This window comes from Monashia sp. HAY1-2A (genome assembly GCF_056755315.1).
The window spans coordinates 23,428-43,685 of sequence record NZ_JBNDHY010000005.1 but is presented as its reverse complement, the minus strand read 5'-3'; the positions used below and the strand labels follow the sequence as shown (position 1 = coordinate 43,685).

At 70.6% G+C, this 20,258-nt stretch carries 22 protein-coding genes and 1 pseudogene; 12 read left to right on the top strand and 11 right to left on the bottom strand.

Annotated features, from left to right (window positions below):
* Nucleotides 1-50 precede the first annotated feature (50 nt).
* The 7 genes and pseudogenes from ACPYOM_RS01595 to ACPYOM_RS01565 all read left to right on the top strand — a co-directional run bounded on the left by ACPYOM_RS01595 (nt 51) and on the right by ACPYOM_RS01565 (nt 4,627).
* The gene (locus ACPYOM_RS01595; protein ID WP_481344625.1) at nt 51-359 is read left to right on the top strand and encodes an ArsR/SmtB family transcription factor; all 309 of its coding nucleotides are present in this window, start codon (nt 51-53) and stop codon (nt 357-359) included.
* On the top strand, nt 356-844 hold the full coding sequence (locus ACPYOM_RS01590) for an SRPBCC family protein (protein WP_481340906.1): 489 nt from the start codon (nt 356-358) through the stop codon (nt 842-844). Before ACPYOM_RS01595 ends, ACPYOM_RS01590 begins: the two co-directional genes overlap by 4 nt.
* Before the next feature lie 97 nt (nt 845-941).
* Nucleotides 942-1,157 carry a hypothetical protein gene (locus tag ACPYOM_RS01585; RefSeq protein WP_481340905.1) on the top strand — a complete coding sequence of 72 codons (216 nt, stop codon included), beginning with the start codon at nt 942-944 and terminating at the stop codon, nt 1,155-1,157.
* A 114-nt stretch (nt 1,158-1,271) separates the two neighbouring features.
* Nucleotides 1,272-1,514: pseudogene (locus tag ACPYOM_RS01580) on the top strand (FAD binding domain-containing protein); the annotation flags it as partial.
* Nucleotides 1,515-1,576: 62 nt separating this feature from the next.
* Nucleotides 1,577-2,062 carry an FAD binding domain-containing protein gene (locus tag ACPYOM_RS01575; protein WP_481344624.1) on the top strand — a complete coding sequence of 162 codons (486 nt, stop codon included), beginning with the start codon at nt 1,577-1,579 and terminating at the stop codon, nt 2,060-2,062.
* Nucleotides 2,059-2,523 carry a (2Fe-2S)-binding protein gene (locus ACPYOM_RS01570; protein ID WP_481340903.1) on the top strand — a complete coding sequence of 155 codons (465 nt, stop codon included), beginning with the start codon at nt 2,059-2,061 and terminating at the stop codon, nt 2,521-2,523. Before ACPYOM_RS01575 ends, ACPYOM_RS01570 begins: the two co-directional genes overlap by 4 nt.
* A 49-nt stretch (nt 2,524-2,572) precedes the next feature.
* Nucleotides 2,573-4,627 (top strand): xanthine dehydrogenase family protein molybdopterin-binding subunit, encoded by a 2,055-nt coding sequence (locus ACPYOM_RS01565; protein WP_481344645.1) that lies wholly within the window; start codon nt 2,573-2,575, stop codon nt 4,625-4,627.
* Between the two features lie 15 nt (nt 4,628-4,642).
* Here the strand turns inward: ACPYOM_RS01565 and ACPYOM_RS01560 are convergent, their stop codons facing one another.
* On the bottom strand, nt 4,643-5,449 hold the full coding sequence (locus tag ACPYOM_RS01560) for a P-loop NTPase family protein (RefSeq protein ID WP_481344623.1): 807 nt from the start codon (nt 5,447-5,449) through the stop codon (nt 4,643-4,645).
* Nucleotides 5,450-5,543: 94 nt separating this feature from the next.
* Nucleotides 5,544-6,902 carry a threonine/serine exporter family protein gene (locus tag ACPYOM_RS01555; protein ID WP_481344622.1) on the bottom strand — a complete coding sequence of 453 codons (1,359 nt, stop codon included), beginning with the start codon at nt 6,900-6,902 and terminating at the stop codon, nt 5,544-5,546.
* Nucleotides 6,903-7,040: 138 nt separating this feature from the next.
* Here ACPYOM_RS01555 and ACPYOM_RS01550 point away from each other — a divergent pair, with 138 nt between their 5' ends.
* Nucleotides 7,041-7,943: an NAD-dependent epimerase/dehydratase family protein gene (locus tag ACPYOM_RS01550; RefSeq protein WP_481344621.1), complete on the top strand. Its 903-nt coding sequence runs from the start codon at nt 7,041-7,043 to the stop codon at nt 7,941-7,943.
* A gap of 262 nt (nt 7,944-8,205) precedes the next feature.
* On the opposite strand, the gene ACPYOM_RS01545 is transcribed toward ACPYOM_RS01550, so the two are convergent.
* The 3 genes from ACPYOM_RS01545 to ACPYOM_RS01535 form a co-directional block, all read right to left on the bottom strand.
* The gene (locus tag ACPYOM_RS01545) at nt 8,206-8,364 is read right to left on the bottom strand and encodes a hypothetical protein (RefSeq protein ID WP_481344620.1); all 159 of its coding nucleotides are present in this window, start codon (nt 8,362-8,364) and stop codon (nt 8,206-8,208) included.
* A 122-nt stretch (nt 8,365-8,486) separates the two neighbouring features.
* Nucleotides 8,487-8,849, bottom strand: a complete 363-nt coding sequence (locus ACPYOM_RS01540; protein ID WP_481344619.1) for a DsrE family protein — start codon at nt 8,847-8,849, stop codon at nt 8,487-8,489.
* A gap of 153 nt (nt 8,850-9,002) precedes the next feature.
* The gene (locus tag ACPYOM_RS01535; RefSeq protein ID WP_481344618.1) at nt 9,003-10,586 is read right to left on the bottom strand and encodes an HD domain-containing phosphohydrolase; all 1,584 of its coding nucleotides are present in this window, start codon (nt 10,584-10,586) and stop codon (nt 9,003-9,005) included.
* Nucleotides 10,587-10,710: 124 nt separating this feature from the next.
* Between ACPYOM_RS01535 and ACPYOM_RS01530 the strand changes: the two genes are divergently transcribed.
* The 4 genes from ACPYOM_RS01530 to ACPYOM_RS01515 all read left to right on the top strand — a co-directional run bounded on the left by ACPYOM_RS01530 (nt 10,711) and on the right by ACPYOM_RS01515 (nt 14,026).
* Nucleotides 10,711-11,436, top strand: coding sequence for a haloacid dehalogenase type II (locus ACPYOM_RS01530; protein ID WP_481340895.1), 726 nt, complete (start codon nt 10,711-10,713; stop codon nt 11,434-11,436).
* Between the two features lie 113 nt (nt 11,437-11,549).
* Nucleotides 11,550-11,843, top strand: a complete 294-nt coding sequence (locus tag ACPYOM_RS01525; RefSeq protein ID WP_481344617.1) for a hypothetical protein — start codon at nt 11,550-11,552, stop codon at nt 11,841-11,843.
* 96 nt (nt 11,844-11,939) lie between these two features.
* Entirely contained in the window at nt 11,940-12,284 is a 345-nt protein-coding gene (locus ACPYOM_RS01520) for an ArsR/SmtB family transcription factor (RefSeq protein ID WP_481343408.1), read from the top strand.
* Nucleotides 12,285-12,397: 113 nt separating this feature from the next.
* Nucleotides 12,398-14,026: a SulP family inorganic anion transporter gene (locus ACPYOM_RS01515; RefSeq protein WP_481344644.1), complete on the top strand. Its 1,629-nt coding sequence runs from the start codon at nt 12,398-12,400 to the stop codon at nt 14,024-14,026.
* 107 nt (nt 14,027-14,133) lie between these two features.
* Here ACPYOM_RS01515 and ACPYOM_RS01510 read toward each other — a convergent pair whose 3' ends face one another.
* The 6 genes from ACPYOM_RS01510 to ACPYOM_RS01485 form a co-directional block, all read right to left on the bottom strand.
* Entirely contained in the window at nt 14,134-15,375 is a 1,242-nt protein-coding gene (locus ACPYOM_RS01510; protein WP_481344616.1) for a M48 family metalloprotease, read from the bottom strand.
* Between the two features lie 17 nt (nt 15,376-15,392).
* Entirely contained in the window at nt 15,393-16,676 is a 1,284-nt protein-coding gene (locus ACPYOM_RS01505; RefSeq protein ID WP_481344615.1) for an acyltransferase family protein, read from the bottom strand.
* 66 nt (nt 16,677-16,742) lie between these two features.
* A complete protein-coding gene (locus ACPYOM_RS01500; RefSeq protein ID WP_481344614.1) occupies nt 16,743-17,660 on the bottom strand; it encodes a methylenetetrahydrofolate reductase in 918 nt (305 codons plus the stop codon).
* A 146-nt stretch (nt 17,661-17,806) separates the two neighbouring features.
* Nucleotides 17,807-18,475, bottom strand: a complete 669-nt coding sequence (locus ACPYOM_RS01495) for a Type 1 glutamine amidotransferase-like domain-containing protein (protein ID WP_481344613.1) — start codon at nt 18,473-18,475, stop codon at nt 17,807-17,809.
* A 135-nt stretch (nt 18,476-18,610) separates the two neighbouring features.
* Nucleotides 18,611-19,534 (bottom strand): zinc-binding dehydrogenase, encoded by a 924-nt coding sequence (locus ACPYOM_RS01490; protein ID WP_481344612.1) that lies wholly within the window; start codon nt 19,532-19,534, stop codon nt 18,611-18,613.
* 247 nt (nt 19,535-19,781) lie between these two features.
* Nucleotides 19,782-20,255: a VOC family protein gene (locus ACPYOM_RS01485; protein ID WP_481344611.1), complete on the bottom strand. Its 474-nt coding sequence runs from the start codon at nt 20,253-20,255 to the stop codon at nt 19,782-19,784.
* Nucleotides 20,256-20,258 lie beyond the last annotated feature (3 nt).

Here is a 20,258-nt window from a genome sequence, read left to right as displayed (position 1 = left end):
ACACGAGGACCCTTGACCGGAGCATTCATCGGTCGTAACTTACATTCGTTATGACTTATGGAGATGACGCGGCGTGGACCACGCTGGCTGACCGCAACCGACGCTCGATCCTGACCGAGCTGGCCGAGGGCGAACGGACTGTCGGCGAGCTGACCCAGGCACTGCCCATCACCCAACCTGCGGTCTCCCAGCACCTCAAGGTGCTCAAGCAGGTCGGCCTGGTCAACGACCGCGCCGAGGGAACCAAGCGGATCTACCGGCTCAACGAGGCCGGGGTGGCCGCCCTGCGCGACCAGCTCGACGCGTTCTGGAGGCGGACCATGTCCGGCTTCGAGGACCTGATGAAGGAGGAGGAATGACGGAGACCACTGATACCCCCGTGGTACGGCACCACGTCGTGGTTCCGGGTACGCCGGAGCGTGCGTTCGCGGCGTTCACGGGCCGGTTCGATGCCATCAAGCCCCGCGAGCACAACCTGCTCGCGTCGCCGATCGTGTCGACGACCTTCGAGCCCCGCGTGGGTGGACACATCGTCGACCACGGCGAGGATGGCAGCGAGTGCCGGTGGGCGCGGGTTCTGGCCTACGACCCGCCGGACCGGGTGGTGTTCAGCTGGGACATCGGCCCGACGTGGCAGCTGGAGACCGACCCGGACAACGCGAGCGAGGTGGAGGTGCGGTTCGTCGCCGACGGTCCGGACCGGACCCGTGTCGAGCTGGAGCACCGGTACCTCGACCGTCACGGTCCCGGCTGGCCGCAGCTGCGCGCGGGCGTCGACGACGATCAGGGCTGGCCGCTGTACCTCGCCCGTTACGCCAGCGTCCTCGAGGAGGATGCGGCCTGACGGCGAGGTGTCGAACGGGCCCGCGAGGCCACGTCCGGCCGCGCGATCGGCTGCGTCGCCGCGCTCACTGATGCACCCTTGGGGTGAGGAGGTCAGCATGGACATGCAGGACGCGAACACGGGCAGCAAGCAGCGGGAGTACCTGGCGCCGGGCGTGTACGTCGAGGAGGTGCCCGCGGCCAACAAGCCGATCGAGGGCGTCGGGACGTCGGTGGCCGCGTTCGTGGGTCTGTCTCCTTTCAGTCCCGCGCGACTGGCTCGGACCTTCGCCCTGGCAGCCGTGTTGGCGTCTGTGCTCCGAAGGCTGCGCTGAGCGGGCCGAGGCTCGTGCCGTGAGCAGCAGCGTCGTCATCGACGCGTTCGGGTGACCCGCGGATGGCGGACCGCGTAGCGTGGACCCACGCCGCATGCCCTCGCTGGAGGATGTGTGAAACCGCCACCGTTCGAGTACCACCGGGCCGCCTCTGTGCATGACGCGGTGCAGTTGTTGGCGCGCCACGGGTCGGATGCGAGGGTGCTTGCCGGGGGCCAGAGTCTGCTCCCTCTCATGGCGCTGCGGCGGGCCCGGCCCGGGCACCTCGTCGACGTGCAGTGGGTCCAGGAGCTGACGGGGATCTCGCGTGCCGACGGGGTCCTGCGGATCGGTGCGGCGACCCGGCACCGTGACATCGAGCGGGACCGTTCGCTGCCATCGCTGTTGCGGCTCGGAGTACGGCAGATCGGAATTTCGAGGTGCGCAACCGTGGCACGGTGGGCGGGTCACTGGCGTTCGCCGACCCGGCGGCCGAGTGGCCGGCACTGGCCCTGGCGATGGGTGCTGTCATCGTGGCGGCCTCGGTGCGTGGCCGGCGCGAGATCAACGCCGCAGACCTGTTCGTCGGCGCGCACGCGACGTCGCTGGCGGCTGACGAGCTGCTCGTCGAGGTGTTGCTGCCGACCCGTGACGCGAGGTTCGGCTTCGCCGAAGCGACGCGGCGCGGACCGGGGGACTATGCGTTGGCCGGCGCCGTGTGCCACGACGCGACGGTGACGGTGTTCGGCACCGCAGACCGGCCGCAGCTGCTGGCCGCCACCGGGCGAGCCGCGGAAGAGGGCCGGTCGGGTGAGGCCGTCGTCGAGATCGCCAGGTCGGAGATCGACACCGCCTCGGAGTACCGGCGACACGTCGCGGCGTCCTTGGTCGGCCGCGTCGTCACGCAGGCACGGGCACAGTCATGAGCGATCAGCCGAAGGTCGCGGTGACGGTGAATGGGCGTAGGTGGGCCGGTGCCGTCGCGGCGCGGTCGAGCCTCGCGGACTTCCTCCGCGATGAGCTCCGGCTGACCGGCACGCACGTCGGGTGCGAGCAAGGGGTGTGCGGGGCGTGCGTCGTGCTGGTGGACGGCGCCGCGGTGCGCTCGTGCCTGATGCTCGCCGTCCAGGCCGACCGCGCGGAGGTCACGACGATCGAGGGACTGAGCGCGTCCGGGCGACTGTCGCGGCTGCAGGAGGCGTTCCTACGGCACGGCGCCTTCCAATGCGGGTTCTGCACGCCAGGTGTCCTCCTTGCAGCCGAGGAGCTCGTCCGCTCGGGGGACCGGTACACGCGCACCGAGCTGCGGGAGCTGCTGATCGGGCACGTCTGTCGGTGCACCGGGTACGAGCCGATCGTCGAGGCGGTGTACGAGTGTCTCGACTGAGTACGGACACGAGCGTGCGGTTGGTCACCGGCGGCGGGGAGTTCGTCGCCTGCCACGCGGCGGCGTCGAGGTCTGCTTCGTCCGGTCCCGCGTCGCGCACGCCAAGATCCACTCGGTCGATCTGCGTACGCACGACGGCGTGAGCGGCGCCGAGCTGGGGCTTCGCGCCATCATGCTGGAAGCGGGCGGGATGGTTCCGGTGGCCTGGCACCCCATGGCCGTGGAGCGGGTCCGTTACGTGGGCGAGCCCGTCGCGATGGTGTGGGCCGGGGACCGCTACCAGGCAGAGGACCTCGCCGAGGCCGTCACCATCGACTACTCGCCCCTTCTGGTCGACACCCCGGTCCACGAGGCGGCGCGCGACGATGTGCTGCTGTCGCGAACCGTGGACTCGGGCGGCGTCGACGAGGCGCTCGCCCGGTCCGACCTCGTGATCGAGCGGACGTTTCGGCCGGCGCGGCAGTCGGCCGTGCCGCTCGAGGCGCGCGGGGTCGTGGCCGATCACGACGCGGCGACCGGCGTGACGACGGTGTGGACCTCGACCCAGCTGCCGCATCTGGTTCGCGGCGGCATCGCCCGCTCTCTCGGGGTGGACGAGACGTCGATCCGGGTTGTCGTACCGCACGTCGGCGGCGGGTTCGGCATGAAGGCGAACCTCTACGCCGAAGAGATCGCCGTGACCGCCCTCGCCCGGCGGTTGGGCGTGCGGGTCAGGTGGATCGAGGACCGCGCCGAGAACCTGCTGGCCGGCACCCACGCGCACGACACCGTGGTCACGGTCCGCGCCGGCGCAGACCGCTCCGGGCGGCTGACCGGCATCGACGCCAGAGTCCACGCCGACGTCGGCGCGTACTCGATCTGGCCGGCGACGGCGATGCCCGAGGCCGGGGTGGCGGCGATGAGCCTGTTCGCCCCGTACGTCTTCCCCGCCCTGCGTGTCGAGATCCAGGCCATCGCGAGCAACAAGTCCCCGGTCGGGCCGTGCCGCGGGATAGGCCAGAACGCGGCGGTGTTCGCCACCGAGCGGATGATGGACCTCCTCGCCGCCGGGCTGGGTGTCGACCCACTCGAGATCCGGCGGCGCAACGTCGTGCGCGACCCGTCCTGGACGAGCCCGACCGGCCGCAGACTCGACTCCGGTGACTACGAAGAGCTCTTCGCACTGCTCGAGCCGCACTACGAGCGGCTACGCCGATGGCGGGCCGAGGGCGTCAGGGCGGGCCGCCTGGTCGGAGTGGGGTTGGGCGTGTTCAACGAGATGAGCGCGAGCGGGTCAGCGGACTACCAGCGGCGCGGCGTCACCTCGCTGCCCGGTACGGACGCGGCCCGCGTCGTGGTTGCCGAAGACGGGCGAATCGAGATCTACACGAGCGCTGCCGACGCCGGCCAGGGTCACGCCGAGACGTACCGAGCGTTGGCCGCAGCCGAGCTCGGCCTCGACCCGGACATCATCGATGTCATCGAGGGCGACACCTCGGTCTGCCCCGACGGCAGTGGAACCTTCATCTCGCGTGGCGCGGTCGGCGTCGCGGCGTGCGTCGTCGACGCCTTGCGCGACGTCGCGAAGAAGGACTGCCAACCGGGCACCGTGGCCAGTCATGTCCACGACCCGCAGCAGGTGTACCCGATCGGCGCACACCTGGCCGCCGTGGAGATCGACCCGACCACTCTGGTCCCGAAGGTGGTCGAGTACCTCGCGGTCGAGGACTGCGGCCGCATCGTCCACCGTGCCGTGGTGGACGGGCAGATCCGCGGGGGCATCGCCCTGGGTATCGGCGAGGTCCTGTACGAGTCGCACGCCTACTCGGCCGAAGGACAGCTCCTGACGACCACCTTGAGCGACTACCTGCTGCCCCTCGCGACCACGGTTCCACCCATCGACGTGCGGCACGTCGAGTCGCCGACGCCGGCCACTCCGCTCGGCACGAAAGGCGTCGGCGAAGCCGGAACCATCGGCGCCTTCGGAGCGGTCGTCAACGCCGTCTCCGACGCCGTGGCCGGGTTCGGTGCCGAGCTCACCGACCTGCCGTTCACGCCGGAGCGGATCTTCGCCGCGGTTCGGAGCGCCGGTGGGACCGACACGAGGTCTGGTCCCGCCGGCTGACCTCGGACACGTCACTCAGGCGTGGCCGCTGAGCCGACCCAACCGGTCGGCGAGGGCGTCGACCATGGCCGCGGCGCGCTTCTCGGAGATCGGCGCCTTGCGGTCGCCGCCCTGGCTGGAGACGGCGAGCACGTCGATGGACAGCTTTGCGCCGCCCGCGAGCGCGCGCAGGGCGTCGATCTTGTCGGCGAAGGGCGAGCCGCTGCCGGGCGAGTAGTACCGCACGACCTCCTCGACGTCGTCGGGATAGAGGTCGGTCTTCGTCACGGCGATGACGAGCCAGATCGGCTTGTTGCGGCGGACGGCCATCGAGGCGATCCGGTGCGAGGTGATCGTCCAGTCCTCGAGCTCGGCGGCGAGCTGCTCCTCACGCGTCGCGGTGGCCGCGCCCGTCGTGCCCCCGGCGCGCCGGGGCGTGGCGTAGCCGTTGGCGACGACGTGAATGACCCCGTCGACCGGCTCGTCGTGGAAGACCTCGTCGAGCGCACCGAGGCGCGTGGCCGCGTTGTCGCCCGGCACGACGAGGAAGCGGAAGCCGTGCAGCCGGGCGCCCTTGCGGGTGCGGCGCTCCATCACCGCCGAACCCACCTCGGCCGAGGCCTCGTCGGGGGCGCGGCGCGTCAGCCGGTCGACGAGCTGGCTCTTGCCGACGCCCGTCATGCCCGTGACGGCCACCATCGGGTAGCGGTCGCGCAGGAGCCGGCCGAGCCGCTCGGGGGCCGACGCCAGGGCGGTCAGCAGACCGCCGGCGACGGTCGCCCCCAGAGCGGTGCGGCTCGACGGCGGCAGGATCGTCCGGATCCGCGATGAGGTCTGAGACACGGTGCCTCCTCGGCATGCTGGTTCAGGTGCCAGTTGGCCCCACGAGCCTACGGTCCGCGGGGCCTCGAGCGCCCTGCGGTCCGGTCGAGACCGGTCAGCCTCGGGTGTCCGACGTGTCTCGGCTGGCGACAGGGTCGACCGGGGCGGCGAAGCGTCCACGCAGGGCGCGGCCGACGGAGGACCCGACGAGCAGGCCCAGCGAGATCGCGATGGCCACACCGAGCAGGCCGAGGGCGACGTCGGTGGCGGACTCATGGCCGGCTGCCAGCTCGGTGACGCCGACGAGGCCGAGGCTGCCCGGCACGAGCAGCCAGAAGGCGGGGAGGAAGAGCACGAGGCGGGGCAGCAGGGGACGACGCAGCTCGACGACGCTCGCTCCGAGGCTCGCGGCGATGGCTCCGAAGAATCCGCCGAGGGCGACGGAACCGAGCTCCTGCCCGGCGACCTGCGCACTGAAGGCGAGGCCCAGGACGAGAAGCACCCAGCCCTGCAGCCGCAGCGGCACGCCCTCCATGAGGCAGATGCTCGCGCCGACGAGCAGCAGCCCGACGGGGGCGCCGGCCCACCCGATGTCGTCGACGCGGAGGTTGACGAGGGTCGAGGTGGGCACGCGGAGCAGGGTTGTGGCCATGAGGAGTCCGAGGGCGAAGAGGCCGAGCTGGGCCAGGCCGTAGGTGAGCCGGGCGGAGCCGGCCTGCATGTGCCCGGCGGCCAGCTCCGACATGCCGTTGACGACGAGGGCGCCGGGGAGCAGGACGGCCAGCGGCGGCAGGACGGTGCGCAGCGGGCCCTCGAGCAGGCCGGCGTCGGCGGCACCGAAGACGGCGAGCGACACGGCGAACGCGGCGAGGGTCGGCAGCAGCGCCTGGACCACCTCGTAGCGCGCGGCGAGCTGGACCAGCGCCAGCACGATGAGGGCGCCGACCGCCGCGGCGGCCACGTTGGCCCACCCGGGCTGGAGGATGAGCGCGATGCCGACGGCGAGCACGGGCCACGCGAGCGCGACGAGCCATGCCGGTTGCTGGACCGGACGCTTCGTCGTCGCTGCCAGCTCCTCGCGAGCCCCGGCGATGGTCAGGCCGTCGTGGAGGAGCTGGTGGCGGACGAGGCGCACGCTCGCCGACTGGTGCAGCCGCAGTCCGGCGGGCGCCGAGCGGTAGGTGGAGGGGCCGCCCGGAGTGAGCGTGACCATGAGGCCGGTGGGTCCGACCGCCGACTGCACGTCGGGGTACCCCAGCCGGGCGCTCACCTCGGCGAGCTCCTCCTCGATCTCCTGCACCGGCTGGCCGGTCGCGATCATGGCGGTGCCCAGCTCGGCGAGCAGGGCGCGGCTCTCGGTCTCGTGGTCCGCGTCGGGCCGGTCGGCGTCAGGTCGGTCGGCATCGGGCCCGTCGGCGTCGGGTTGGGCGGCCTCGGGCCCGCTGGCATCGGCATGACCGCGTGCGGGCGTCACGGCTGGGCGCGCCCGCCCTGGTGCGCGGCGGCAGGTCCCTCCATGCGGCCATCATGTCAAAGCGGGCGGCCGGGTCGTCCGGCCTCGCCGAGCCGCGGCCGCGCCCCTGGTGGGCGGCGAGGCTGGTTGGATCGAGCCATGCGCATCTTCTTCACCGGAGGCAGCGGCAAGGCCGGCAGGCACGTCGCGCCGTTCCTCGCCGAGCAGGGGCACCAGGTCACGAACGCCGACCTCGTCCCGCTCGGGCACCCGGCGGTCGACGACCTCACGGTCGACCTCACCGACATCGGCGAGACGTACTCCGCCCTCGCCGGGTTGGCACGTTTCGACGAGCTGGAGCCGGCGACCACGCCGGCCTACGACGCCGTCGTGCACTTCGCCGCGATCCCACGGATCCTGCTCACGTCGGACGCGAGGACGTATGCGACCAACGTGCTCAGCACCTACAACGTGCTCGAGGCCTCCACCCGGCTCGGCATCCGCAAGGTCGTCTTCGCGTCGTCGGAGACGACCTACGGCATCTGCTTCGCCCAGGGCGAGCGGCGGCCGCTCTACGTGCCCGTCGATGAGGAGCACCCGACGGTTCCGGAGGACTCGTACGCGATGTCGAAGGTCGCGAACGAGGTGACGGCACGGTCGTTCCAGGCCCGCACCGGCGCCGACGTGTACGGGCTGCGGATCAACAACGTCATCGAGCCGGGCGAGTACGCCGAGATGTTCCCGCCCTTCCTCGAGGATCCGGCGCTGCGACGGCGCAACCTCTTCGCCTACATCGACGCGCGCGACCTCGGCCAGATGGTCCAGCGCTGCCTCGACGTCGACGGGCTCGGCTACGAGGTCTTCAACGTCGCCAACGCCGACATGTCCGTCGCCGCGACGACCGACGAGGTGCGCGAGCGCTTCTACGACGGGGTCGAGCTGCGTCGGCCGATGGGGCGCAACGAGACCTTCTACTCCATCGACAAGGCCCGCGACCTGCTCGGCTTCTCACCGCAGTACTCGTGGCGCGATGTGCTGCCCGACCCTCGGGTCGACGCCTGAGCGCGGACGCGCGCAGCCGCCCGGTTCGGCAGGGGAAGGTGGCGTCGGGTGTCAGGGCGAGGTGCTGGTAGACCTGCGTGACGCCTGCGCCTGGCGTGCGTGCCGTCGCTCGATGTCGTACCCGTGGCGTCACGGACCGACCACATGGCCTGGCCGATGGCGAGCACCCCGCGGGCGGGCAACGGGACCTCGCCGATCACGGGGTTGCGCCTCAGGCGGGTCGGGATGCCGAGGTCGATGCCGTCGAGACGGCTGCCGACCTTTAGACGAGGTACATCCGCTCCGGCATCAGCAGTCCGGTGTGGCCGCTCGGCATCACGCCGGAGGGCCGCAGCCGCCCCAGGCCCAGGGCTCGGGACAACCGCTCGCGGGCGCGGTTGAGGAGAGGTGAGCGCCAGCTCGCGAGGGGTCGCGATGCCACAGGGTCCGGTACGCCCCAGCCACGGACGTACTCGTGGCCGGGCCAGGGGGCCTCCCCCGTCCCGGGGTCGATCGCGCTGGTCAGGGAGGCGGGGCTGCGCACCGTTGGCTGCCTGGTCGAGGTCAGTAGCTGAAGGTGACGGCCGGCTCGTCACCGATCCAGTTCCACATCGGGACGGTGCCGTTGAGCTGGGCTCCAGGGATGAGGTCCTCGGCCTCGAGGTGCTTGGCGTTGAAGCAGATCGGGCAGACGTAGTAGCTGCCGCCGGCTGCTTCGAACCGCTTCATCAGGTCGGTCAGTGGGGGGCAGCCCTCGCACGCTGTGCCGATGGCCACGCCGGGAACGGCCAGGCGGACGGCTTCCTTGGTGAGGAACATCAGCGTCTGGCGGCCGGTCTCGGCTGCGCCGACCGCGACGAGGAAGGCGACGGTGACCTTCTCGGTGTCCTCCAGCCCGGTACTCAGGCTGATCACTGACTTGCTCATGCTGCATCCCTCCCGTGTGGTTCGTCGAGCGCCGCGGTCTCGGCGTCCACGGCTCACGTTAGGGACGCCACCGGTGTCCGTCGTCGGGTGAACTCCCTACGGATCGCGGCTTTCCCGGTCTGGTTACGCGCTGCGGTTCGGGGCGTACGTGGCTCACGAGGTGACCGGCGTGCCCGGCCCGTCGTCGAGCGCGCCGAGCAGGCCGTTGCGCAGCGCGAAGAGGGTGGCGGTGGAACGGTTGGATGCGCCGGACTTGGCGTAGATGCGCTCGATGTGGGTGCCTGCCGTCTTGGGTGAGATCCCGAGCTGGGCGGCGATGTCGGCGGTCGCGGCCCCGCGGGCGATCAGGCCGAGCACCTCGAGCTCGCGTGGCGTGAGACCGGCGGGGCCGCCCACACGTCGCCGCGTGCCGGCCCCGGCCGCCGCCAGGACGGCATCCGCGGCCGGCTGGTCGAAGCGCCCCGCCGCTATGTCGGCACGGATCATGCCCGCCGCCTCCTTGAGCGGGTAGGGGGCACGGCTGGACCGCGGTTCGAGCAGCTCGTGAAGGGCACAGGCGGCCGCGAGGATGCGCGCCGGCAGCGGGATCGCCTGGCCGCCGATGCCGCGGTGGAACCCGCTACCGTCCATCCGCTCGTGAGCCATGCCGGCGATCTGCCCCAGCCGGGCCAGGGCGGCGGGCCGAGCCAGCACACGCTCGGTGAAGTACGAGGCCGCGCGCAGGCGTTCCTGCTCGTGGGCGGTCAGGGGGCCCGACTTGTTCAGGATCGTCGCCGGAACACCGTGCAGCCCGATGTCGTGGACCAGGGCTGCGCGGTACAGCGTGGTGACGTCGCGGGCGGGCAGCCGAAGCAGGCGGGCCGCGGCGGCCGCGAGGACGGCGACGCCGCGGGAGTGGCCGGCGCGGGTCGGGCAACGCAGGTCGGTGAAGTCGGCCAGGGCCTCGAGCGCGGCATCGAGCTGCTGGTGGTCGAGGCGGGCCCTCAGACCGGGCTGTCGGGCGAACAGGTGGTAGGCGTCGTGCTCGTCGGTGTCGGCGGGCAGGACCTCGCGCGCGTGAGCGCAGAACGTCTTGACCAGTCCGGGGTCGAACTGGCGCCCGCTGCGCTTTCGCGCGACCCGCACCGCTGCGGGGATGCCGCCATGTCGGTGATGCACCTCGACGATGTCGGCGAGGTGGAAGAGACGGACGACCAGTGAGATCTCCTCACCGTGCAGGCCCCGTGGGACGCCGTGTCCGTCCCACCGCGCGAAGAACTGGCGCACGGCCGTCGACGTCTGCTGCGGCAGGCCGAGCTGGTTGGCCAGGGTCGAGGTGACGAGGCAGTGGCCCTGAATGCCCCGCAGCACCGGCGCGCCCCCCGTGGCCGCCAGGGTCGCGACCGCTCGCACGCGTCGCGGCAGCCGCTGACCACGGCCCGCGCGAGCCATGAAGAACACCATTCCCGAGAGGCCGCCGAGGTCGGTCTGGTAGCTGTCGGCTCGGAAGACGATGTCGTCTCCGAAGTTGGCGGTCACCTCGGGGGCATCGGCCACGCAGCCGACCCAGGACAGCATCGCGACGTGGAAGAGCGTGGGCTGCTCGTCATCCGGCAGCCCGGCGAGGCATCCAAGCCGTGACGCGATCTGCCAGCTGCGCAGGAGGTGCTCCATGGGCTGGCCCAGCCCGAGATCGGTGGCCAGGGAGAACGCAGCGAGGAGCTCGGCAAGGGTGACGCCGGAGTCTCGCTCCTCCACGTCCCCAGCGTAGGCGGGTGCAACCCTCGAGGAGCGTGTGCGCGGTGAAGGTCGCGCACGGGTACGGGTCGTTCATGGACGACAGCACGACCGCGGCCACGCTCATCGACGACGGGATCTGGACATGACCGCACCGACAGCTGGCGCGGGGGCGGCGGCCCGGACGCCGTCGATCCTGATCTTCGACGTCAACGAGACCTTGAGCGACATGTCTCCGCTCGCGGACAGCTTCGCCCGGGTCGGGCTGGGTTCGGGCGCGGTCGAGCCGTGGTTCGCCTCGCTTCTGCGTGACGGGTTCGCCCTGACCTCGGTCGGCGTGAACCCCCGCTTCGCCGACCTCGCCTCCGAGACGCTCCGGGTTCGACTGGCCGCGCGCGAAGCAGGTGCCCCTGCCGCAAGCAGCGGTGGCGCCGACGTCCAGCCATTGGTGGACGACGTGATGGGCACGTTCGGCTCGTTGAGCGTGCACCCCGACGTCGGCGACGGTGTTCGGGCGCTGCGTGGGCTTGGCGTGCGCCTGGTGACACTCAGCAACGGATCGACGAGTGTCGCGCAGGGCTTGTTCGAGCGCGCCGGCCTGACGGACGCGTTCGAGACGCTGCTGAGCGTCGAGGACGCCGGCGCGTGGAAGCCGCACCCCGCGTCGTACGCCTACGCCCTCGAGGCGTGCGGGGTGGCCGCGGCAGATGCGATGCTCGTCGCGGTCCATCCCTGGGACATCGACGGTGCGGCTCGAGCGGGCCTGCGGACCGGGTGGCTCAACCGGGACGGGACCCGCTACCCGAGCTACTTCACGGCACCGGACGTCGAGGCGCGTGACCTCGTCGAGCTGGCCCGCGCCCTGGAGTGAGCCGCCGCGGGCCGAGTCGAGCCGTGCCGACGCCCGGGCAGCTGCCAAGACACGCGGGGTCGTTCTGAGCTGAAGGACTGTGCAAGACACGCGTTGCACTGGATCTTGGCCTCATGAGCATTCTGACGATCGTGTCCGCCGACGTGGACGACAGTCGGAGCAAGGACCTGGTGGCGGACTTCGAGAGCATGCTGACCGGTGGTCTCCCGGATGGCTTGCTCGAGACCCGGCTGCTCGGAGACGGGGCAGGGCACTGGGCGATCCACTCGCTGTGGCGGGATCGCGCCGCCCTGGACGCGATGAGGACATCGACGGAACCTGCCGCTCCGGCGTTGTTCCGACGCTTTCAGGCGGAACCCACGCTGGCGGTCATGAACGTCGTCGTGGACAGTGCGGCACGCGCCTGAGGCTCCGACACACGGCTACAAGCCCGATCCGCCAGTGAGGTATCGTGGTGGATTGCAAAGTTCTTCAAGTGCAAAACTCGACAGGTAGGTGGGTCGGTGGCAGTACCGCTCTATCAGGCGAAGGCGGAGCTGTTCCGGACCCTAGGTCACCCGGCCCGCATCCGGATTCTCGAGCTGCTCAGTCAGCGTGAGCATGCTGTCCACGAGCTGCTCGCACAGATCGGCGTAGAGCCGAGCAACCTCTCACAGCAGCTGGCGGTGCTGCGCCGAGCGTCCCTGGTGGTCTCCCGCCGTGCCGACGGCGACGTGCTGTATGCCCTGTCGGTGCCCGAGGTGCGCGAGATGCTGCTCGCCGCCCGGCAGGTGATGGGACGGATTGCGACGGCTCAGTCGGAGGTCGAGGCCGCGCTGGCCCGCGAAGCGGACCAGGCCCAGTGGTGAGCACATCCGGGGGATCGGCACGGGCGTCGACGGCAGCAGCCCTCCGGTCCGGCTGGTCCGAGGCCCAGACCCGGTTGCAGCAGCTGCTGCCGCGCCGGGCGGACTGGGCAGCGATGCGCAGACAGCCACGTCGGGATGTCCTTGCCGGCGTGACCGTCGGCCTCGTGGCGCTCCCCCTGGCCCTGGGTTTCGGTGCCAGCTCCGGCATGGGCGCGGGCGCGGGCCTGATCACCGCGATCGTCGCCGGAACCGTCGCGGCGCTCTTCGGAGGCAGTCACGTTCAGGTGAGCGGCCCGACAGGGGCGATGACCGTCGTCCTGGTCCCGATCATCGGCCAGTACGGCACCCAGGCCGTCTTGGCGGTCGGCCTGCTGGCAGGTTTGATCCTGGTGGGCCTGGCGTTCGTGAGGGCCGGGCGGTTCATCCGGTATGTCCCGGTCCCCGTGGTCGAGGGCTTCACCATCGGCATCGCGGTCATCATCGGCCTGCAGCAACTTCCCTCGGCGCTCGGGGTGCACGTGCACGCAGACAAGGTGCTGGCTCTGGCCGGGGCTGCGCTGTCTGCAGGTCTCGATGCCCCGCTGTGGTCCTCGATCGGGATCTCCGCCGCCGCTGCTGCGACGATCCTCATCGGCGCCCGACTGCGTCCCGGCGTGCCCTTCTCTCTCATCGCCGTGGTGGTCGCAACGGCGCTCAACGGTGTGCTGCACCTGGGCGCGGAGCCGATCGGCGCGATCCCCTCCACGATCCCGGCACCGGGCCTGCCGTCCTTCGAGCACTGGGACGCACTGGTGCTACCCGCCGTCGCCGTCGCGGCCTTGGCGGCGCTGGAGAGCCTGTTGTCCGCCTCCGTCGCCGACGGGATGACGGTCAACCAGCGTCACGACTCCAACCGCGAGCTCTTCGGACAGGGTCTCGCCAACGTCGCCTCACCCATCCTCGGCGGCATCCCGGCAACGGCGGCGATCGCCCGCACCGCCGTCAACGTCCGCACCGGCGCCGCGTCGCGGGCGGCCGCCGTGACCCACGCGCTCCTCCTGATGGTCATCGTGCTCGTCGCGGCCCACTGGGTCTCGATGATCCCGCTGGCCGCGCTGGCGGGCGTCCTGATCGCGACGGCAGTGCAGATGGTGAAGGTCTCCAGCGTCCGGGCCCTGCTGCGGGCGACCCGCGGTGACGCCATCGTCCTGATGGTCACGGCCGTTGCCACCGTCGTCTTCGACCTGGTCACGGCCGTCATCCTCGGGCTCGTCGTGGCGGGCGGCTTCGCCCTGTCCCAAGCTGCCCGGGTCGCGAAGCTCGAGGAGGTGCCCCTCGAGGATGAGCGCCACCTCGATGAGGAGCAGGCGCTGCGGGACGAGCACATCGTCGCCTACCGCCTGGAGGGGCCGCTCTTCTTCGCTGCTGCGCACGACTTCCTGCTGGAGCTTTCGGAGGTCAGTGACGTGCGGGTGGTGGTCCTGCGCATGTCCCGGCTCAGCGTGATCGACGCGACCGGCGCCGCAGTCCTGGCCGACACCATCCGCCGGCTCGAGTCTCGCGGCGTCACGGTCATGCTCTCCGGCGTGCGCCCGACCCACCAGAAGGTGCTGCACCGGCTCGGCGTCTACGAGCAGCTCGCCCACGAGCGGCACCTGTTCGCCACCACCCCCGAGGCGATCACCCACGCGCGCCTACACGCAGCCCGACGCGAGAGCCCCGAACACCACGAGCCGGCCGCCACCACGCCAGACCTGCGGTGAGGCACTGGCCGGGCTCGCGGCGGGTTGTGGTCCCGCTCGACGCTCGTGGCCGTGGCCGCATTCGCGCCATCTGACGAAGAGTTGGCAGGACTGCTGATGAGCGCCTGTCAGGTGCCTCGTCGGCGCCCCGCTGGCTTCCTGACGGCGGCGAGGCGTTCCAGGGTGTCGGGGTGCGTGGCGAACAGCACGTACTCGATGCGGGGCGGGTGGACATCGGCGATGTTGACGGTCGCCAGCCGCAGCTGCACCGCAGCGAAGGCGGCGGGGTCACCGGTCAGCCGTAGCGCGTGCCGGTCGGCACGAGCCTCGACCCGGCGGGAGACGAGGCCCTGGAGGGGGCCGGTGACCAGGCCCACCAGCGCCCCGACGGCGAGGACCAGGCCGATCGCTCGCGGTGAGGCGATGGCGTCCACTCCGGCTCGGCGAAGCAGGGCATCCCAGTGGCCCACGAGGTAGAGCGCCACGACCGCCGCCGCGGCGCCGATCGCACCCAGCAACGTGCCCCCTTCGGGGTCGCGGCGCTTGGCATGACCCAGCTCATGGGCGACGACGCTGCGCACCTCGCCAGCAGGTGCCTCGCGCAGCAAGGTGTCGTGGACGACGATGCGTCGGGTGGCACCGAAGCCGGAGACGTACGCGTTGAGCGCGGTGGTCCGTCGGGACGCGTCGGCGACGAGCACTTCTCGCACCGGCAGGCCGTCCCGGCCCGCCATGAGGAGCAGCTCGTCACGCAACGGCCCTGCCGGCATCGGGGTGAACCTGTTGAACACCGGCTCGACGAGGATGGGGAAGACGAAGGACAGCAGGACCACCAGGGCCGCGGCACCCGCGGCGCCGAACGCCCACCACCAGTCCGGCGCCAGCCGGGTCACCGTGTAGAACCCGGCGAGGACGACCGCTCCCGTCACGACGCCGACCGCACCGCTCTTGAGCAGGTCCACCGCCCAGCCGCGCCAGGTCTGGGTGGACAGCCCGTAGTCGCGGAGGACGGTGTGGCGCCACGCGGCGAAGGGCAACGGCGCCAGCCAGAGCAGCATCAGGACGACGAGGCCGCCCAGCACGGCCTCGGCCAGCCAGTGTCCGCCGAACGGCCGCGCCGCCCAGGCGACGATGCGGGCACCGGCCGGGGTGAGACCGAGCAGCAACGCCGCCGCCAGTCCGGCCAGCAGAGAACCGTAGGAGCTCGGGCGAAGTGCAGCGTGCAGTGCCCGACCTCTGGTGACCACGTCGGCGGGTATGTCGCCCAGCGCCGCCGCTCGCGCGGCGTCGCTCGGGTGTGCCACCCGCCAGGGCACCAGCGTCATCGCAGCGACGGCCAACCCGGTTGCCAGGGCGACCAAGGCCGTCACCGCCCATCCTGTCGGGGTCACGCCGCCCCGGATGCAGCAGGCCGCAGCGCAAACCTCGCGCGTAGCGGGCGCTCGACGAACCTGAAGCTCGCCTCGGCCAGGACGAGGAACATGGCGACCCAGACGACGTCACCGACCACCGAGTGTCCGAACAGATCGAGTACTGCGATCCTCGCCAGGACATTCCAGAGATAGACCGAGTACGACCGCTCGCCGAGCAACCGCAGCGGAGCGCTCGCCAGCAGGTGTCCGACCGCCGAGCCCGGCCGCGTCACGACACCGGCCAGGATCACCAGCGTCAGCCCGGTCCCCGCGACGATCGCCAATGAGGTGTGGTTCGTGTCGTTGCGATAGGCCAGGGCAGGCAGGAGGGCAACCGCCAGCATCGCGAAGGGTGCAAGCCGCTCTACCGCTCCGGACAGCCAGCCGTTGTGAAGGACGACGGCGAGCACCGAGCCGACCAGGATCGGCAGCGCGTTCGTGTCGGTCCCGAAATACTCGTGCGGGTCGAAATGGATGTCTTGAGTCAGGCCGAGGACGAGGTCGAGCGCCAGGGTGATCCCGATGAGCGAAACGGTGAGCGCGGCGAACAGCCGTGGACTGCGGCGATAGACCCAGAGCAGCGCGAACGGCCACAACAGGTAGAACTGCTCTTCGACGGACAGCGTCCAGGTGTAGTTGAAGTAGTCCTGAGTGGCGAAGGGGTGGCCGACCCAGTCGAAGAGGCTTGTCGTATAGGTTGCAGCTGCTCCGGCGGGTGCGAGAACCTGCCCGACACTCAATTCGTGCTGACCTACGAGCAGCACCACGATGGTCGCCGCCGTGACAGTCATCAAGGCCGGGTAGAGGCGCGCCGCGCGCCGGCGGTAGAACGCCAGGACGTCGATGGTTCCCGTGTGGAGTTCGCGGACCAGCAGGCTGGTGATGAGGTACCCCGACAGGCAGAAGAACACCGTCACGCCGACGAACCCGTCGATCAAGGGCCTGGTGGGGGCGTGCTGACCGAGGACCAGGAGAATTGCCACCCCACGGACCCCGTCCAGCGCGGGCTGGTTACCTGGTCGCGCAGCAGCCGCCCTCAGAAAGATGGGCGGCGTCGGCTGCTCGAACGCGGTCGGACCGGGCGTGCGAGGAGAACCTGGGGGCGAGGCTCTCAGGTGCAGCCGATCCGTGCCCGTTCCCAACCGAGCTCCCTCCCTTCGGACGTCGCTCGCGTCCCTGCGGCGGCGCAGAGTGACCCACCGTGATGGAACGAGTACGTCGTGCCCGCGCGGCTGGTTCAGAGGCGACGAGGCTGGCATCGCCTCAGGTCCCTGTGCGAGTGACGCTCGGGGATCGCTCGGTGACCGGGGGACTGTTTCCGTGATCTATGCCTGCAGGCGCTCGGCAAGGCGCTCGGCAAGGCGCTCGGCAAGGCGCACGGCGGCGTCGATCTCGGTGCGCCTGATGGAGACGGTCTCGACGTTGAACCCGTACGGGGTGCCGAGACGGCGGCAGAAGGTTGCCAGCTCCCTGGCGGTGGCCAAGCAGTAGTCGAACGAGGCCGACAGGGGATCGTCGGACCGTTCGAGCTCGTTGCGCATCCAGCGCGGAATGTCGACTCCGAGCCATTCCAGGAACGCCAACGTCTTCAGCGAGCCGCAGACCGAGAGCGTGAAGATCACCGGCGCCGGTTCCTGCCCGACATCGACGCAGGCGTAGTGGTAGTCGGAGACCATGCTCATGGCTGCGGGTGCGTCGTACACGACCTGCGTGACGAAGAAGGAGGCGCCGTCGTGCTGTTTGCGCAGCATCCGCTCGTGCTCCCGGCCGGTGCTCGAATGTCGCTCCGGTATCGCCACTCCGCCCAACAGCAGCTCGGGCCGAACGCTGCGCCACACGTCATGCGCCTCCGAGAGAGTGGTCAGAACCCGCTTCGAGCTCGAGGACGCTCCCACGAACACCGTTCTCACCTGCCGAGGGTCCTGTGCAGCAAGCCACGCCTCGAGGTCGCTCTTGGCGTACTTGCCGACGCAGCGGTAGACGACGACGGGGCGGTCCCAGTCCGTGAGGTGCTGCGCGTGGAAGTCACCGGGGTCTTGCGTCGGCAGGTAGGGAAACGGGCGCTCGTCGCGATTGCGGTCGCTCTCGTCGTCGATGTCGTAGACGATGAGAGCGTCGAGGTTCAGATGGCGAAGTCGATCGATGGTCACCTGTGCGATTCGATGAGCCTCTTCAGGCGGCGTCGAGGCCCGTGGGGGCGTGATGCTGAACATCAGGAGCTCGCGTTCACCCGACGAATCCATGCCCTGCCTCCTGCCGGCGTTGTCGCGGTGAACCTTACGCACCGCGTCCGGTCATCCGCACGGACGAGTGCCGACAACCGGCGGATAGACCCATCCAGCAGGCCATGGGCAACAACGCCCTCCGCAGCCAGGAGGTCGACGGCCGGCTATGCGAGCAGCTTCCACTGCCCTTCTGAGACGACCCGGACCGTACCGTCGAGCACCGTGATGGCCGTCTGGTCGTCCATGACGTAGGCCGGACCCGAGATGCCGGCCGCCCACTGCTCCGCCTCGGCCATGGAGTTGCCAGGCATGCCGTCCGGAGCCAGGTGGGGACAGATCGAGAAGTCGACGATGCCCAAGGTGCTGGCGTCCCCATTCGGTGGTCGCCACTGGATGAAGTCCTCCCCGACCTCGGGGGTCAGCACCATGCTCCCGGCGCTCAACCCGACCCAGACCGTCTCGCTCAACGACGGAAGCAGGTCGGCAAGACCAGACTGCCGCATCCAGTAGCAGAGGTAGAGAACGTCGCCGCCCGCCACGAGCAGCACATCCGTGTCCCGGACCAGGGGCACCCACCGCTCCTCGTCGATGCTCGGCAGTGCGGTGAGCTCCAGAACACCGACGGACTTCCACCCCAGGTCGACCATCGGGTTCTCGGAGTTACCGCTGATGAACTGCCACGCCTTGACGCCAGGGCCGACCCACGGGTGTCCGTACTGCGCGGTCGGGATGCACAGGGCGCTCGAGTCGGCGATCGGCTTGCCCAGCAGATCCACCAACGCATCGCGGATGCTCGGGTTGGTGACGCCGCCAGAGGTGAGCAGAAGCCTCATTGCCTGCCTCCATGTGTGATGGGCGGACCCAGGGGCCAGCCGGCCGGGGTCCGCCCGGGAAAGCGGATCAGCCCAGCTGTGTTCACACCGTACACACCTGGATGCCCCGGATGGGCACCGCTCCGCGACGTCTGCCTATGGGATGAGCAGAGACTTACCGGGGACCGCACGAGCTTCGATCGCCCGGTGCGCATCGGCTGCCTCGGACAAAGGGAACTCCCGCCCGATCGACGGATACAGTCGACCGGCCGCTGCCTTCGCGAGTGCGCTCGTGGCCAGCCGAACCATGTCTGCCGGCTCGAACTGCAGGCCGGCGATGCCCCGCACCACAATGCCCCGTGCCTCGACATCCGCAGGATCCAGCTCGGCGAAGCCGCCGCTCGCTGCGCCATGGACCGATGCGCGGCCACCGTGGGCCACCAGCTCGAACGCCTCGGTCCCTAGTTCGCCTCCGACCCCGTCAAGCAACACGTCGACGGGCAGCCCGCCGAGGGCCTCGAGTACGTGCTCACGCCAGGTGTCGCCGGAGTAGTCGACCACCGCGTCGGCGCCCAGTCGACTGACGAGATCCAGCTTCTCCGGCCCGCGGGCGGCCCCCACGACCTGAGCACCCGCTGCGTGTGCAAGCTGGACCAGCAGAGTCCCCATGCCGCCCGCCGCACCCAGAATGAGTACCCGGTCGCTCGGTTTGATCGTCAGCCCCTCCAGGATTCCCATGGCGGTCACGCCGTCGTGGGCCAAGGCAGCCGCCGGCCGCACGCCGAGACCGTGCGGCACGGGCACCAGCCGATCGATGCTGGTGCGGACCAGCTCGGCGTACGTCCCCCTGGTCCCGGCCCCGGCCAGGACCTGACGACCCACCCATGACAGATCCACGCCACGGCCCACCGACACCACCGTCCCGGCGGCCGCGCCGCCCGGCACGTACGGTGGCTCGATCCCAAACGCCTCGCCCCAGCCGCCGCGGATCTGCGTCTCGAGGTAGATGGTGTCGATGGCCTCGGCCCGAATGACGACCTCCCCGATTTCGGCCACGGGATCTGGCATCTGCACAGGCACCAGGACCTCGGGTCCTCCGAACTCGGCTACCCGAACTGCGCGCATCGCTCGTCCCCTAACTCTCGGGTCACAGGCGGCGGAGCCCGCCCGTTCAGCTCCCACCCTCGAACCTCAATCAAAGTTGAAGTCAAATGGGTCGCCCATGTCGCATTGCACTGATCGACCGGTTCGGGCCGGTAGCAGCGCAGCTGCGGAGGAGGCGGCGTCTTGGCACGGGCCGGAACCCGCGGGCCCTCGCGCTGGGGCCTCAGGCGCTGGCCTCGATCGCGAACGTGTTGCCGTCGGGGTCCTGGAACCACGCGATGTGACCGCCACCGGCTCGAGGGCCGATCCCGTTCGCGTCATGTTCGTACTCGTCGTACCGGACCATCTCGACACCGGCCGCCGCCAGTTCGTCGACCACCCGGGCCAGATCGTCGACGTACCACGTGGCCACAGTCGCCGACGACATTCCCGCTGTTGCCGACTGGTACACGTTGAGCAGGCAGCCGCCACCGCAGGCGTACACGCGGCTGCCGTCCGGGATCGTCGCGCTGGGGCCGGACTCCACCGCCCGCAGGCCAAGTCGGCCCTCGTAGAACGCGATGGCGCGTCCGATGTCAGATACCGCGATGGACGCTCTGACGGGAAAATCGCTGAGCGGCACGACCAGGCCTCCAACCGGAAGAGGATCGACACCGAGCATTGTCGCCCACTGGCGAGACTGCCGGTCCGCGATCACCTG